This window comes from Streptomyces sp. NPDC111744, assembly GCF_055634995.1.
The window spans coordinates 382,761-396,800 of sequence record NZ_JBVKCG010000001.1; the positions used below are offsets into that span (position 1 = coordinate 382,761).

The following is a 14,040-nucleotide window of genomic DNA, read 5'->3' on the forward strand; positions in this document are numbered from 1 at the left end:
AACTGACCTGATCAGGGAGGCCCCGTGTCCTTCGACACCGGCACCGAAGCGCTCGCCCGCCTCGCCCAGGAGCGCGTCGACCACCGTTTCAAGGGCCTCCCGCCCGACGCGGAGGGCCTCACCGTCGGCGAGCTGGCCGCCCAGCGCCGCAACCTCTTCTCCGACGGCTTCGCCACCCCCGTACTGGCCCTGTCCGCCGAGTGTCTGGAACACAATCTCGCGCTCATGGAGACGTACACCGAACGGCACGGTCTCGCCTTCGCCCCGCACGGCAAGACCTCCATGGCCCCGCAGCTCTTCCGGCGCCAGGTCGAGCGCGGGGCGTGGGGCATCACGCTCGCCGTCCCGCACCAGGTACGGGTGGCCCGCGCCTTCGGCACCCGGCGGATCTTCCTGGCGAACGAGCTGGTGGACGCACCGGCGCTGCGCTGGATCGCCGCCGAGCTGGAGCGCGACGCGGAGTTCCGCTTCGTCTGTTACGTCGACTCCGTGCGCGGGGTCGAGCTGATGGACGCGGCACTGAAGGGCACCTCGCGTCCCGTCGACGTCGTCGTGGAGCTGGCCGCCGGGGAGGGCGCCCGTACCGGCGTCCGCACCGAGGCGGAGTGCGCGGCGGTCGCGGACGCGGTGGCCGGGGCGGCGGGGACCCTGCGGCTGGTCGGGGTCGCCGGGTACGAGGGTGAGGTCCCGCAGGCGGACCCCGACCGGGTGCACGCCTATCTGCGCCGGCTGGTCGCGCTCGCCGCCGACTTCGACAAGGCGGGCCGGTTCGCCGGCACGGACGAGGTCGTCATCAGCGCGGGCGGCAGCGCCTGGTTCGACGCGGTGGCGGACGTCTTCGCCGGGATCCCCGAACTCTCCCTCCCCGTACTGAGGTTGCTGCGGTCCGGCGCCTATGTCTCGCACGACGACGGCCACTACCGGGAGATCACCCCCTTCAACCGGGTCCCCGAGGAGGGCGCCCTGGAGCCGGCCTTCCGTCTCTGGGCGCAGATCGTCTCCCGCCCCTCCCCCGAGCAGGCCTTCGCCAACGCGGGCAAGCGGGACGCGGCCTACGACCTGCACCTCCCGTTCGCCCAGGTGATCCGCCGGGAGGGCACGGAGCGCCCGGCGGCCGGGGTGTCGGTCACCGGCCTGTCCGACCAGCACACCTGGCTCGCCACCACCCCCGAGGCGGACGTCCGGGTCGGGGACTGGGTGGGACTGGGCCTCTCCCACCCGTGCACGTCGTTCGACAAGTGGCAGCTGATCCCGGTCGCCGAGGCGGACGGCACGGTCGTCGACTACGTCCGCACCTACTTCTAGGGAGCAACCGGTGGAGGATCTGGTCATCCGGGACGCGGACGTCGTCGACGGCGGCGGCGCGCCCTCCTACCGTGCGGACGTGGTCATCGACGACGGCAGGATCGTCGCCATCGTCAAGGAGGCCGCGGCGGCGGGCTGCCAGCGCCCGCGTGCGACGCGCGAGCTGGACGCCGAGGGCCTGGTCCTCTCCCCCGGCTTCATCGACATGCACGCCCACAGCGACCTGGCCCTGCTCCGCGACCCGGACCACAGCGCCAAGGCCGCACAGGGGGTCACCCTGGAAGTCCTGGGCCAGGACGGGCTGTCGTACGCCCCCGTCGACGACCGCACCCTCGCCGAGGTCCGCCGGGCCATCACCGGCTGGAACGGCCACGGCGACGACATCGACTTCGACTGGCGTTCGGTGGGCGGGTACCTGGACCGGCTGGACCGGGGCATCGCCGTCAACGCGGCCTACCTGATCCCGCAGGGCACGGTCCGCGCGCTGGCCGTCGGCTGGGAGGACCGCGAGGCGACCCCGGCCGAGCTGGACCGGATGCGCCGGCTGGTGGCGGAGGGCATGGAACAGGGCGCGGTCGGTATGTCCTCCGGCCTCACCTACACCCCCGGCATGTACGCCGGGGACGCCGAACTGACCGAGCTGTGCCGGGTGGTGGCGTCGTACGGCGGCTACTACTGCCCGCACCACCGCTCGTACGGGGCGGGCGCCCTGGAGGCGTACGCGGAGATGGTGGCCCTGTCCCGCGCGGCGAACTGCTCCCTCCACCTCGCCCACGCCACCATGAACTTCGGCGTGAACGAGGGCCGGGCGCCCGAACTGCTGTCGCTGCTGGACAAGGCCCTCGCGGCCGGGGCCGACATCACCCTCGACACCTACCCGTACACCCCCGGCAGCACGACCCTCGCCGCCATGCTGCCGAGCTGGGCGAACGAGGGCGGCCCGGACGCGGTCCTGGCCCGGCTCGCGGACGACGAGGCATCCGAGCGCATCCGCCACCACCTGGAGTCCATCGGCTCCGACGGCTGTCACGGCGTGCCCATCGAGTGGGACACGATCGAGGTCTCCGGCGTGGCCGACCCGGCGCTGGCGGACTTCGTCGGCCGCACGGTCGAGGAGTCGGCGCGGCTGCGCGGCGAGACCCCGTGGACGACGGCCCGCCGGCTGCTGCTGGCGGACCGGCTCGCCCCCTCGATCCTCCAGCACGTCGGCCACGAGGAGAACGTCCGCACGATCATGCGCCACCGCGTCCACACCGGCGGCTCGGACGGCATCCTCCAGGGCACCAAGCCGCATCCACGGGCGTACGGCACGTTCCCGCACTATCTGGGCCACTACGTAAGGGAGTTGGGCGTGCTGTCGCTGGAGGAGTGCGTCTCCCACCTCACGGCGCGCCCCGCGGCCCGCCTCCGTCTGCCGGACCGCGGCCTGGTCCGTGAGGGCTACCGGGCGGACGTGGTCCTGTTCGACCCGGAGACGGTGGCGGCGGGCTCCACCTTCACAGAGCCGCGCAAGCTGCCGACGGGCATCCCCCACGTCCTGATCAACGGCCGTTTCGTGATCGAGGACGGGTGTCGCACGGACGTCCTGGCGGGGCGGGCGGTCCGTCGCAGTCCCATGTGACGGACCGTCCCTCCACCAAGCTCTACGGCTTGGGCAGGGTGCACCCGCTCGCGCTGAGGTTCAGCACGTTCCCCGTCGTGAAGCACGCCGGAATGATGTACGTCTCCTCCGCGTAGTTGATGCCCTGCCGAACCGTGACGTTCCCGCTCGCGTCCACCTCGCACGGGTTGTTGACGGTGCACCGTTCCCCGTCCTCGTTGCCGGTGTTGTTGACGGCGACGAGCTGTCCCGTGGTGGTGTCGATCACCGGCGAGCCCGAGGTCCCGCCGATCGTGTTGCACGCGGAGGTGTAACGGACCGAGTCCTTCCAGGTCCAGTCGCCCTCCTTCAGCCGGTACACGAACCCGTCGACGTTGCAGCTGTAGATCGTCTTCCAGTAGCCGGAGACGACCTTGATGGCGGTGCCGGCGACGGGGTGCGCGCTGCTGACGGTCAGCGGGCTGATGCCGTAGGAGTTCTTGATCGCCGCGTACGTCGTGGTGGTGCGGTAGATCGTGACGTCCGTGTCGGTCATCGTCGAGTAGACGACCTGGTTGGCGCGGAGCGTGGCGACCTTGGTGCCGGCGGAGTTCAGCAGGCCGAAGGTACGGCTGGAGGACTGGCCGGTGATGACCTCGCCGGCCGCCGGGAAGCCGGTCTCCAGGCAGTGGCCGTTGGTGAGGACGAGCGCCGGGTCGGAGTCCGCGGAGTTCGGGAAGCGGATGACGGAGCCGGAGCAGTTGCTGAGCGAGACGGTGCCGGCGAAGTTGACGGTCACCGCGGCCTGCTGGGGTGCGGCGACCGCCGGTGCCGTGCCGATCCCGGTGATGGCCAGGGAGGCGAGCGCGGCAAGGAGAGGCTTGTTCATGTGGGGGTCCCCTCTGCAGACGAGAGCGACCGGAGATCTTCCGGTCGCCCGTACGTCTTTGTCATGGACATCCTCACGGCAAGGCCTGCCCACGGCAAGAACCCGTGTGCGAGTTGTGTACGACGGAGGCGCCGCCGACCGGAACGCGTCGTCTCACGTGGCGGAAAGCACGACCCGGCGTGCGTTACCGCACCGTAAGCTCACCGACATGCAGGTGATCCAGTCGACCAAGCTCGCCAACGTCTGTTACGAGATCCGGGGCCCGGTTCTCGAGGAGGCGATGCGGCTCGAGGCGGCGGGGCACCGCATCCTCAAGCTCAACACCGGGAACCCGGCCGCCTTCGGCTTCGACTGCCCGCCGGAGATCCTGGAGGACATCCTCCGCAACGTCTCCTCGGCGCACGGCTACGGCGACGCGAAGGGCCTGCTGGCCGCCCGGCGCGCGGTCGTCATGCACAACCAGACCATCGGTATCGAGACCGACGTCGAGCACGTCTTCATCGGCAACGGCGTCTCCGAGCTGATCGTGATGGCGATGCAGGGCCTGCTGGACGACGGCGACGAGGTCCTCGTGCCGGCCCCGGACTACCCGCTGTGGACCGCGGCGGTCTCGCTCTCCGGCGGTACGGCGGTGCACTACCGGTGCGACGAGCAGGCGGACTGGATGCCCGACCTCGCCGACATCGAGCGCAAGGTCACCGACCGCACCAAGGCCATCGTCATCATCAACCCGAACAACCCGACGGGCGCGGTGTACGACGAGGCGATGCTGCGCGGACTGACCGACATCGCCCGCCGCCACAACCTCCTCGTCTGCTCGGACGAGATCTACGACAAGATCCTCTACGACGACGCCACGCACACCCCCACCGCCGCCATCGCCCCGGACCTGCTCACCCTCACCTTCAACGGCATGTCGAAGGCCTACCGGGTGGCCGGCTACCGGGTCGGCTGGATGGCCATCTCCGGCCCCCGCGCACACGCCGACTCCTACATCGAGGGCCTGACGATCCTCGCGAACATGCGGCTGTGCGCGAACATGCCGGGTCAGCACGGGGTCGTGGCCGCGCTCAGCGGACGCCAGTCGATCAACGAGCTGGTGCTGCCGGGCGGCCGCCTGAAGGAGCAGGTGGACACGGCGTACGACCTGCTCACCCAGATCCCGGGCGTGACCTGCGTCCGGCCCAAGGGCGCCCTCTATCTCTTCCCGCGCCTGGACCCGCAGGTCTTCAAGATCAAGGACGACCGGCAGATGGTCCTGGACCTGCTGCGGCAGGAGAAGATCATGGTCGTCCAGGGCACCGGCTTCAACTGGCCGGAACCGGATCACTTCCGGGTGGTCACCCTGCCGTCGGTGGGCGACCTGCGGGACGCGATCACCCGGATCGGCCGGTTCCTGGACAGCTACGGGCAGCGGTAGCCGGGGGCGGGAGCGGCCCGTCGTAGCCGCCGGACCACGGGCCGTGAGCCGGGTCAACTTTAGACGAGATCTAAGCTAGGATGGTTTCCTGACAGCACAGGAGGCCATCTCCCATGTACGAACCGATCCGCACCAAGTCGATCCACAGCACGATGGCCGGCGCCCCCTCGGACTTCCCGCACCGGACGCGCGAGGAAGAGCTGGACATCCAGCTCGCGGGACATCTCGCGGCCCTGCTCGCCGTCACCGACGAGCTGCGCGGCCTCACGCCGTCCACCGACCTCGACGCCGCCGCGACCCGGCTGGCGGAGCAGGTGACCCGGCTGCGGGGCGGACGTACGCCGGTCCGCGCGTCGCCGGCCGCGGTCCAGGAGCCGGCGACCCTGCACGAGCGCGCCCACGCGCTCGCCGGCCGCGCGCTGGTCGTCGCGGCATCCCGGGCGGACACCGCGGCGGCGATCCTCGCGGCGGAACGCATGGACGCCCACGCGGCGGCAACGGCACTCACGACGACCGGCTGACCGCCCCCCGAACGGCCCCGGTCCGCGCGCCCATCCAACGCCGCGCGGACCGGGTTGCCACAACTCCCCGCCCCTCCAGAGCCTCTCGCCTCACCGCAGGCATCTTCTTCCCGCCGCAACGGCGGTCCCCCGCAACGGTGTTCTTCGGTGGTGCCGAACCTGCCGTACCTCCGATCGGTCCTCGTCCCCCCGTTGCCATGGACGGCCTGGACCTGAAGGGCTATGACTTCGCCTTCCCGTCCGGCTCGGCGCCCGCCGACCAGTTGGCCGGGAAGCACCACGCCCGCCAGCCCCTCCCCCGGCCCTTCTACTCGCCCCTCGTGGTGGTGGCCCACCGCAGCGCGGCCGACGTACTGGCCGCCAACGGCCTCGCCGTGCTCGACGGCAAGGGCAAGGGCACCCTGAAGATGGCCGCCAACGGCGGCCGGGTCGTGGCGAGCGACGCCGACGTGGCGAGGACCGCCCCGCTGCTGCACAAGCTGGTCAGCGTCCAGGGCGCCCAGCAGCGACTCGGTCTTCCGGGACAGAGGGGCAGCTGAAGAAGCGCGGCGGGGCGGGGCTGTATCAATATGCGGCTGCCGCCGCGCGGGCGCGACCAACGGCCTCTGCACGACACCGGCAGCCCAAACTCCCTAGGGGCGCGAGGAACTGCGCGACCGGCTGCCCCACACCCGCACCCGGCAACGCACCCCCACAGGCGAAGGCCTGCCGTCACCAACGCTCCCATCGGGGCGGAAGGGAAAAGGCGACGGCAGGCCCATGAGCCGCGCACTCCGTTGTGCGCGGCCTCGCCGGTTCACACCGCGGCCGGTCGTGACGATCGCTGGTCAGGGCACACCCGTACCGGCCGCGGAGTCTTCACACGGGGACTCAGCCCAGCCGCTCCACCAGCGCCCGGTACTCGTCCCACAGCTCCTTCGGCGTGTGCTCGCCGAAGGTGTCGAGGTGGTCGGGGATCAGCGCGGCCTCCTCGCGCCAGATCTCCTTGTCGACGGTCAGCAGGAAGTCGAGGTCGCCGTCGGCCAGGTCCAGCCCCTTGGTGTCGAGGGCCTCACGGGTCGGCAGCACACCGATCGGCGTCTCCACGCCCGCCGCCCTGCCGTCCAGCCGCTCCACGATCCACTTCAGTACCCGGGAGTTCTCGCCGAAGCCGGGCCAGACGAACTTGCCCTCGTCGTTCTTGCGGAACCAGTTGACGTAGTAGATCTTCGGCAGCTTGGACTGGTCCTTGTCCTTGGCCACGTCGATCCAGTGGGCCATGTAGTCGCCCATGTTGTAGCCGCAGAACGGCAGCATCGCGAACGGGTCGCGACGCAGCTCGCCGACCTTGCCCTCGGCGGCGGCGGTCTTCTCGGAGGCCACGTTGGCGCCCAGGAACACGCCGTGGTTCCAGTCGAAGGACTCGGTCACCAGCGGTACGGCGGTGGCGCGGCGGCCGCCGAAGAGGATCGCCGAGATCGGCACGCCCTTCGGGTCCTCCCACTCCGGCGCGATGATCGGGCACTGCGCGGCGGGCACGGTGAAGCGGGCGTTGGGGTGGGCTGCCGGGGTCTCGGACTCCGGCGTCCAGTCGTTGCCCTTCCAGTCCGTGAGGTGGGCCGGAAGCTCCTCCGTCATGCCCTCCCACCAGATGTCGTTGTCGTCGGTGAGCGCAACGTTGGTGAAGACCGCGTTGCCCCACAGAGTCTTCATCGCGTTGGCGTTGGTGTGCTCACCGGTGCCTGGCGCGACACCGAAGAAGCCGGCCTCGGGGTTGATCGCGTAGAGGCGGCCGTCCTCGCCGAACCGCATCCAGGCGATGTCGTCGCCGATGGTCTCGACGGTCCACCCGGAGACGGTGGGCTCCAGCATGGCGAGGTTGGTCTTGCCGCAGGCGCTCGGGAAGGCGGCGGCAACGTACTTGGACTCGCCCTGCGGAGGAGTGAGCTTGAGGATCAGCATGTGCTCGGCGAGCCAGCCCTCGTCCCGCGCCATCACGGAGGCGATGCGCAGGGCGTAGCACTTCTTGCCGAGCAGGGCGTTGCCGCCGTAGCCGGAGCCGTAGGACCAGATCTCGCGGGACTCGGGGAAGTGCGAGATGTACTTGGTCCGGTTGCACGGCCAGGGGACGTCCGCCTGGCCGGGCTCCAGCGGGGCGCCGAGGGTGTGCACGGCCTTCACGAAGAAGCCGTCGTCACCGAGTTCGTCGAGGACGGCCTGGCCCATGCGCGTCATCGTGCGCATCGAGGCGGCGACGTACGCGGAGTCCGTGATCTCCACGCCGAGCGCGGAGAGCGGGGAGCCCAGCGGGCCCATGCAGAACGGGACGACGTACATTGTCCGGCCCTTCATCGAGCCGCGGAACAGGCCCTGTTCGCCGGTGAAGATGTCCCGCATCTCGGCGGGGGCCTTCCAGTGGTTGGTCGGGCCGGCGTCCTGCTCCTGCTCGGAGCAGATGAAGGTGCGGTCCTCGACCCGGGCGACGTCGGTCGGGTCGGAGGCCGCGTAGTAGGAGTGGGGGCGCTTGATCGGGTCGAGCTTCTTGAAGGTGCCCCTCGCCACGAGCTCTTCGCACAGTCGCTCGTACTCGGCCTCGGATCCGTCACACCAGACCACGCTGTCCGGCTGCGTCAGTTCGGCGATCTCGTTGACCCACGAGATCAGTTCCTGATGTTTGGTGGGGATGACGGTGGGAGCCGCGATGTCGCGCGCCACGATTGCTCCTAAATGAGGGATTTTTTGATCTTTTTGGTCCGCTGAGGACCTTGTCGCCCCGTGGGGGCTGCGACCCGGATGCTTCTCGTAGCCGCTCATCCGGTGCCGACCGCACTCATTTGATCCTCCGACTCGATCACCCATCTGTCCAGAGGGAGTCACAGATGAGCGACGTGAGGAAGGCCACGGTCGCCACGCCCACCTGCGTTTCTTTGCGTCCACATTGAGTTCGCCTCAAGGTCTTTTTGCACACCGATGTAAGCTCTTCGGAGGCTTCGTGAGAGGATGGCCACTCCTGGGCGGTCATCGGGCGAGACTGATCCGTAACTTACGGTTCCGTAGGTACGATGCGGTCCATGACTGCGTCCGTCCCCGACGCGCCCACGGACCCGCCGGCCGCCGGCAGCGGATCCAGCGCGCTCTCCTCCCTGTCGCACCAGGTCAAGCCCAAGTTGCGCGGCTGGCTGCATCTGGGCATGTTTCCGGCCGTACTCATCTCGGGCCTCGTCCTCACCGCTCTCGCCGACTCACCGCGCGGCCGGGTCGCCTGCGGGATCTACGTCCTGACGGCGTGTCTGCTGTTCGGCGTGAGCGCGCTGTACCACCGGGGCAACTGGAGTCCGCGCATGGACGGCATCCTGCGCAGACTCGACCACGCCAACATCTTCCTGATCATCGCGGGCACCTACACACCGCTGACCCTGCTGCTCCTGCCGGACTCCAAGGGCGTGTGGCTGCTGTGGGGCATCTGGGCAGCGGCGGCCGCGGGCATCGTCTTCCGGGTCTTCTGGGTCGGCGCCCCTCGCTGGCTGTACACCCCCTGCTACATAGCGATGGGCTGGGCGGCGGTCTTCTTCCTGCCCGACTTCATGCACACCGGCGGCATCGCCGTGCTGGTCCTGGTCGTCGTCGGCGGCCTCCTCTACAGCGCGGGCGGCGTGATCTACGGCATCAAGCGCCCCAACCCGTCACCGCGTTACTTCGGATTCCACGAGGTCTTCCACTCCCTCACCCTGGCCGCGTTCGTCGTCCACTACGTGGGGATCTCCCTGGTGGCCTACCAGCACGCGTAGTCCCACCCGCCGCTCTCCGAGTGGCCACGGCTCCCGAGCCGTGGCCACTTTTTTCATGCCCGGTTCTTCATGCCCGGTTTTTCATACGCTGACAGCAGCCCCCCATTGACAGATACAAGATTTTGACAGCTACTCTCATTTCATGGCTTCTGTCACTCAGCTTGAAGAGACCCATCAGAACCACCGCCGCTGGTGGGCCCTGGGCGCCCTGGTCGCGAGCATGCTGGTGCTCGGCTTCGACACGACGATCCTCAATGTGGCGCTGCCGACCATGGCCGGCGAGCTCGGCGCCACGACCAGTCAGCAGCAGTGGATGGCGGACGCGTACGTCGTCGTCTTCGCGTCGCTGATGCTCCCGGCCGGACTCCTCGGCGACCGCTTCGGCCGCCGCCGGATGCTCGTCACCGGCCTGCTGGTCTTCCTGGCCGGCTCCCTGACCGGTTCCCTCGCCGACGACGTGAACTGGGTGATCGCCGCCCGTACGGTTATGGGCGTGGGCGCGGCACTGGTGATGCCGCTCGCCATGTCCGTGCTGCCCTCGCTGTTCGGGCCGAAGGAGCGCACCAGGGCCGTCGGCATCGTCTCGGCCGCCTCCGCGCTCGGCCTGCCGCTCGGCCCGATCATCGGCGGCTTCCTGCTCAACCACTTCTGGTGGGGCTCGGTCTTCCTGATCAACGTCCCGATGGCCGCCATAGGCGTCACCGCCTGCGTCTTCCTGCTCCCCGAGACCAGCGACCCCGCCTCCCCCAGGGTGGACATCCTCTCCACCGCACTCACCGTGACCGGCCTCGGCGCCCTGATCTACGCGATCATCGAGGCCCCCGACCGCGGCTGGGGCGACCCGCTGGTCCTGGCCCTGCCGGCGGCCTCCGTCGTCCTCATCGCGGGCCTGGTGCTGCGGGAACGCCAGGTCGAGCGTCCCATGCTCGACATGACCCTCCTCACCCACCGCGGCTTCCTGCTCAACACCCTCGCGGCGACCCTGGTGATGTTCGTGCTGTCCGGCCTGCTGTTCGTGCTGCCGCCCTACCTCCAGGCGGTCCTCGGCAACGACGCCTTCGGCACCGGGCTGAGGCTCCTTCCCATGATGGGCGGCCTGCTGGTGGCCGCGCGGGGCACCGAGGCGATCGTCGCCCGCTTCGGATCACGCGCCGTGGTCGCCACCGGCCTGGTCGTCCTCGCCTTCGCCGCGATCCTCGGCAGCCGTACGACCGTGGACTCCGGCTACGGCTACACCGCTGTGTGGCTGTCCATCGCCGGCCTCGGCTTCGGCTTCTCGGTGGTCCCGGCGATGGACGGCGCCCTCGGTGCCCTGCCCACCGACCGGGCCGGCAGCGGTTCCGGGCTGCTGATGACCACGCGCCAGGTCGGTGGCGCCATCGGCATCGCCCTGCTCGGCAGCCTGCTCGCGAGCACCTTCCGTGACCGCCTGAACGTGACCGGCCTGCCCGCCCCGCTCGGTCACACCGCCGGCGAGTCGGTGGTCGCCGCCCACCTGGTCGCCGAGAAGACGGGCTCGACCCCTCTGGTCGCCTCCGCGAACGCCGCGTACGTCCACGGCATGGGCCTGGTCCTGCTGGTGTGCGGCGTCGCCGCGCTGCTCACCGCGCTGCTGGCCGCCGCGTTCCTGCCCAACACACCGGCCGCCCACGACACGGAAGCGGAAGAGAACGAGGACCCGGCCGTGGCCCCTGCCACCGCCGATGCCGGACAATGACCAGCATGACGGCACCGCACACCTCCTTCTCCCCCGCCGACAACCCCCGGCTCGGCCTGCGCGAACGGAAGAAGATCAAGACCCGCGAGTCGATCCGCGAGGCGATGTACGCGCTGGTCGAGGAACAGGGGTACGAGGCCACGACGATCGAGCAGATCGCCGAGCGGGCCGAGGTGTCGCCGTCGACCGTCTTCCGGTACTTCCCGACCAAGGAGGACATCGTCCTCACGGACGAGTACGACCCGCTGATCCTGGAGGAGCTCCGCGCCCGGCCCGCCGACGAGCCGTGGCCGGAGTCCCTCCGCCATGTGATGCACCGGGCGGTCTCACTGGGCATGAAGGACGCCCACGCGGTCTCCCGGCTGCGCACCCGGCTGATGGTCGAGGTGCCGGCGGTGCGCTCCCGGATGATGGAGAGCATGTCGGAGACCGGCCGCCTGCTGTGCCAGGCCATCGGCGAGCGCACCGGCCGCGACCCGAACAGCCTGGAGGTGCGGGTCTACGCGATGTCCGTCATCGGCGGCCTGATGGAGACCTCGATGTACTGGGCGGAGCAGGACCACGAGCCCGACTTCAAGGCCCTCGTCGACCGCGCCCTGAACGTCATCGAGCACGGCCTGCCCCCGGAAAAACCCTGAGGTCCAGCCGCCTCCCATGCCATCCTGACCAGGTGAACGCTCCCGAGATCCGTGTCGGAGTCGCCCCCGAGCTGGCCCTGTTCGTCCCGCAAGCCCGCCGCACGGGCACGCACCCGCTCGCCGTCGACGGCGTCTCCACGCTCGGCCATGTGATCGAGTCCCTCGGCGTCCCGCTCACCGAGGTCGGCGCGCTGGTGGTGGACGGCCGGGAGGTCCCGGTCGCCCACATCCCGGCGGACGGCGAGTCGGTGGCCGTGCACGCGGTCCGGCGCCCGCAGCGGGTGCCCGGCGCTCCCCTCCGCTTCCTCCTCGACGTCCACCTCGGCACCCTCGCCCGCCGGCTGCGGCTGCTGGGCGTGGACACGGCGTACGAGTCGACGGACATCGGCGACCCGGCCCTCTCCGGCCGCTCGGCGGCCGAGAAGCGCGTCCTGCTGAGCCGTGACCGGGGCCTGCTGCGCCGCCGCGAACTCTGGGCGGGCGCCTTTGTCTACAGCACCAGCCCCGACGACCAACTCCATGACATCCTCGACCGCTTCGCCCCCGAGCTGCGTCCCTGGACCCGCTGCACTGCCTGCAACGGCCTGCTGAGGAAGGCGACCAAGGAAGAGGTGGCGGACCAGCTGAAGGGCGGGACGCAGAAGTCGTACGACGTCTTCGCGCAGTGCGCGGAGTGCGGCCGCGCCTACTGGAAGGGCGCGCACCACCAGCAGCTGGAGGCCATCGTGGAGCGCGCCCTCGCCGAGTTCGCCTGAGGCGGCCTCGGCCCCGGGTCAGTTGCGGCCGAGCGCCCGGTACTCCCAGCCGGCCGCCCGCCACTGGGCCGGGTCGAGGGCGTGCCGGCCGTCCACGACCCGGCGCCGGTTCACCACGGAGCCCATGACCTCCGGGTCGATCTCCCGGAACTGCGCCCACTCGGTCAGCAGCACCACGACGTCGGCGCCCGCGGCGGCCTGCAGCACATCGGTGCCGTATGTCAGCTCGGGGTGGGCGCGGCGGGCGTTGTCCATCGCGACCGGGTCGTAGACGGTCACCTGTGCACCGGCCCGGTGCAGCGTCGAGGCGACGTCCAGTGCCGGGGCGTCCCGGATGTCGTCGGAGTTGGGCTTGAAGGCCGCCCCGAGCGCGACCACCTTCGTCCCCGCGAGTTCCCCGCCGACCAGCTCGCGGACCAGGTCCACGGTGCGGGCCCGGCGGCGCTGGTTGATCCCGTCCACCTCGCGCAGGAAGGCGACCGCCTGCGCGACGTTCAGTTCCTCGGCGCGGTGGATGAAGGCCCTGATGTCCTTGGGCAGACAGCCGCCGCCGAAGCCCAGGCCGGGCTTGAGGAACCGGCCGCCGATCCGGTCGTCGTAGGCCAGCGCCTCGGCCAGCCGGTGGACGTCGGCGCCGGAGGCCTCGCAGACCTCCGCCATGGCGTTGATGTACGAGATCTTCGTGGCCAGGAAGGAGTTGGCGGCGACCTTGACCAGTTCGGCGGTCGGCAGGTCGGCGACCACCACCGGGGTGCCCTGGGCGATGACCGGAGCGAACGCCGCGCGCAACTGCTCCTCCGCCCACGCGGACTCGGTGCCGAAGACCAGCCGGTCGGGGTGGAGGGTGTCCTCCACGGCGAAGCCCTCGCGCAGGAACTCCGGGTTCCAGGCGAGTTCGACCTCGTCGCCGGCCGGTGCGGTGGAGCGGACCAGCTCCGCCAGCCGGGCCGCGGTGCCCACCGGCACCGTGGACTTGCCGACCACCAGGGCCCGCCGGCGCAGATGCCGGGCCAGTTCGGTGACCGCGCCCTCCACATGGCGCAGGTCCGCGGCGTAGGAGCCGGGCTGCTGCGGGGTGCCCACACAGACGAAGTGGATGTCGCCGAACTCCGCGGCCTCCGCGAGGCTGGTGGTGAAGTGCAGCCGACCGGATTCCTGGGCCTTGACCAGGAGTTCGGGCAGCCCTGGCTCGAAGAACGGCACCTCCCCGGCTCTCAGCAGCTCGATCTTGCCGGGGTCCACGTCGACGCCGAGCACTTCGTAGCCGAGTGCCGCCATGCACACGGCGTGCGTGGCGCCCAGATAGCCGGTGCCGATGACCGTGAGACGGGGAGCGTCGGTGCCGTCGAGAAGAGTGTCCATGATGCCTCCGAGAGGATTCCCGAGCAGAAACGCGCATGCCGAAGACGCGCGTGGGTGAAGAAGAGGAACCTGCGGCTGGGTGCGGGG

General features: G+C 70.3%; 11 protein-coding genes and 1 pseudogene. 9 read left to right on the top strand and 3 right to left on the bottom strand.

What is annotated here, in order from left to right:
- The first annotated feature begins 24 nt into the window (after positions 1-24).
- Positions 25-1,305 (top strand): amino acid deaminase, encoded by a 1,281-nt coding sequence (locus tag ACZ7OO_RS01810; protein WP_471500478.1) that lies wholly within the window; start codon positions 25-27, stop codon positions 1,303-1,305.
- 10 nt (positions 1,306-1,315) lie between these two features.
- On the top strand, positions 1,316-2,926 hold the full coding sequence (locus tag ACZ7OO_RS01815) for an N-acyl-D-amino-acid deacylase family protein (RefSeq protein WP_471500480.1): 1,611 nt from the start codon (positions 1,316-1,318) through the stop codon (positions 2,924-2,926).
- Positions 2,927-2,948: 22 nt separating this feature from the next.
- Here the strand turns inward: ACZ7OO_RS01815 and ACZ7OO_RS01820 are convergent, their stop codons facing one another.
- Positions 2,949-3,773 (bottom strand): trypsin-like serine peptidase, encoded by an 825-nt coding sequence (locus ACZ7OO_RS01820; protein WP_471500482.1) that lies wholly within the window; start codon positions 3,771-3,773, stop codon positions 2,949-2,951.
- Positions 3,774-3,981: 208 nt separating this feature from the next.
- On the opposite strand from ACZ7OO_RS01820, the gene ACZ7OO_RS01825 reads away from it, so the two are divergent.
- The 3 genes and pseudogenes from ACZ7OO_RS01825 to ACZ7OO_RS01835 all read left to right on the top strand — a co-directional run.
- Complete coding sequence (locus tag ACZ7OO_RS01825) at positions 3,982-5,193, top strand: pyridoxal phosphate-dependent aminotransferase (RefSeq protein ID WP_471500484.1); 1,212 nt, start codon at positions 3,982-3,984, stop codon at positions 5,191-5,193.
- Positions 5,194-5,306: 113 nt separating this feature from the next.
- Positions 5,307-5,714 carry an SCO4983 family protein gene (locus tag ACZ7OO_RS01830; RefSeq protein ID WP_471500486.1) on the top strand — a complete coding sequence of 136 codons (408 nt, stop codon included), beginning with the start codon at positions 5,307-5,309 and terminating at the stop codon, positions 5,712-5,714.
- 194 nt (positions 5,715-5,908) lie between these two features.
- Positions 5,909-6,220: pseudogene (locus ACZ7OO_RS01835) on the top strand (hypothetical protein); the annotation flags it as partial.
- Positions 6,221-6,584: 364 nt separating this feature from the next.
- Here ACZ7OO_RS01835 and ACZ7OO_RS01840 read toward each other — a convergent pair.
- The gene (locus ACZ7OO_RS01840) at positions 6,585-8,408 is read right to left on the bottom strand and encodes a phosphoenolpyruvate carboxykinase (GTP) (RefSeq protein ID WP_471500488.1); all 1,824 of its coding nucleotides are present in this window, start codon (positions 8,406-8,408) and stop codon (positions 6,585-6,587) included.
- Positions 8,409-8,764: 356 nt separating this feature from the next.
- Between ACZ7OO_RS01840 and trhA the strand changes: the two genes are divergently transcribed.
- From trhA to ACZ7OO_RS01860, 4 genes are all read left to right on the top strand, one after another.
- Complete coding sequence (gene trhA / locus ACZ7OO_RS01845) at positions 8,765-9,481, top strand: PAQR family membrane homeostasis protein TrhA (RefSeq protein WP_471500490.1); 717 nt, start codon at positions 8,765-8,767, stop codon at positions 9,479-9,481.
- 142 nt (positions 9,482-9,623) lie between these two features.
- Positions 9,624-11,198 carry a DHA2 family efflux MFS transporter permease subunit gene (locus ACZ7OO_RS01850; protein WP_471500492.1) on the top strand — a complete coding sequence of 525 codons (1,575 nt, stop codon included), beginning with the start codon at positions 9,624-9,626 and terminating at the stop codon, positions 11,196-11,198.
- Positions 11,195-11,836 carry a TetR/AcrR family transcriptional regulator gene (locus tag ACZ7OO_RS01855; protein WP_471500494.1) on the top strand — a complete coding sequence of 214 codons (642 nt, stop codon included), beginning with the start codon at positions 11,195-11,197 and terminating at the stop codon, positions 11,834-11,836. Before ACZ7OO_RS01850 ends, ACZ7OO_RS01855 begins: the two co-directional genes overlap by 4 nt.
- 32 nt (positions 11,837-11,868) lie before the next feature.
- Positions 11,869-12,591: a Mut7-C RNAse domain-containing protein gene (locus tag ACZ7OO_RS01860; protein ID WP_471500496.1), complete on the top strand. Its 723-nt coding sequence runs from the start codon at positions 11,869-11,871 to the stop codon at positions 12,589-12,591.
- 18 nt (positions 12,592-12,609) lie between these two features.
- Here the strand turns inward: ACZ7OO_RS01860 and ACZ7OO_RS01865 are convergent, their stop codons facing one another.
- Positions 12,610-13,953 (bottom strand): UDP-glucose dehydrogenase family protein, encoded by a 1,344-nt coding sequence (locus tag ACZ7OO_RS01865; protein ID WP_471500498.1) that lies wholly within the window; start codon positions 13,951-13,953, stop codon positions 12,610-12,612.
- Between the last annotated feature and the right edge of the window lie 87 nt (positions 13,954-14,040).

Coding starts and splice junctions, on each gene's coding strand:
- ACZ7OO_RS01820 (WP_471500482.1), bottom strand. CDS start 3,773: ATGAACAAGCCTCTCCTTGCCGCGCTCGCCTCCCTGGCCATCACCGGG.
- ACZ7OO_RS01825 (WP_471500484.1), top strand. CDS start 3,982: ATGCAGGTGATCCAGTCGACCAAGCTCGCCAACGTCTGTTACGAGATC.
- ACZ7OO_RS01830 (WP_471500486.1), top strand. CDS start 5,307: ATGTACGAACCGATCCGCACCAAGTCGATCCACAGCACGATGGCCGGC.
- trhA (WP_471500490.1), top strand. CDS start 8,765: ATGACTGCGTCCGTCCCCGACGCGCCCACGGACCCGCCGGCCGCCGGC.
- ACZ7OO_RS01850 (WP_471500492.1), top strand. CDS start 9,624: ATGGCTTCTGTCACTCAGCTTGAAGAGACCCATCAGAACCACCGCCGC.
- ACZ7OO_RS01855 (WP_471500494.1), top strand. CDS start 11,195: ATGACCAGCATGACGGCACCGCACACCTCCTTCTCCCCCGCCGACAAC.
- ACZ7OO_RS01865 (WP_471500498.1), bottom strand. CDS start 13,953: ATGGACACTCTTCTCGACGGCACCGACGCTCCCCGTCTCACGGTCATC.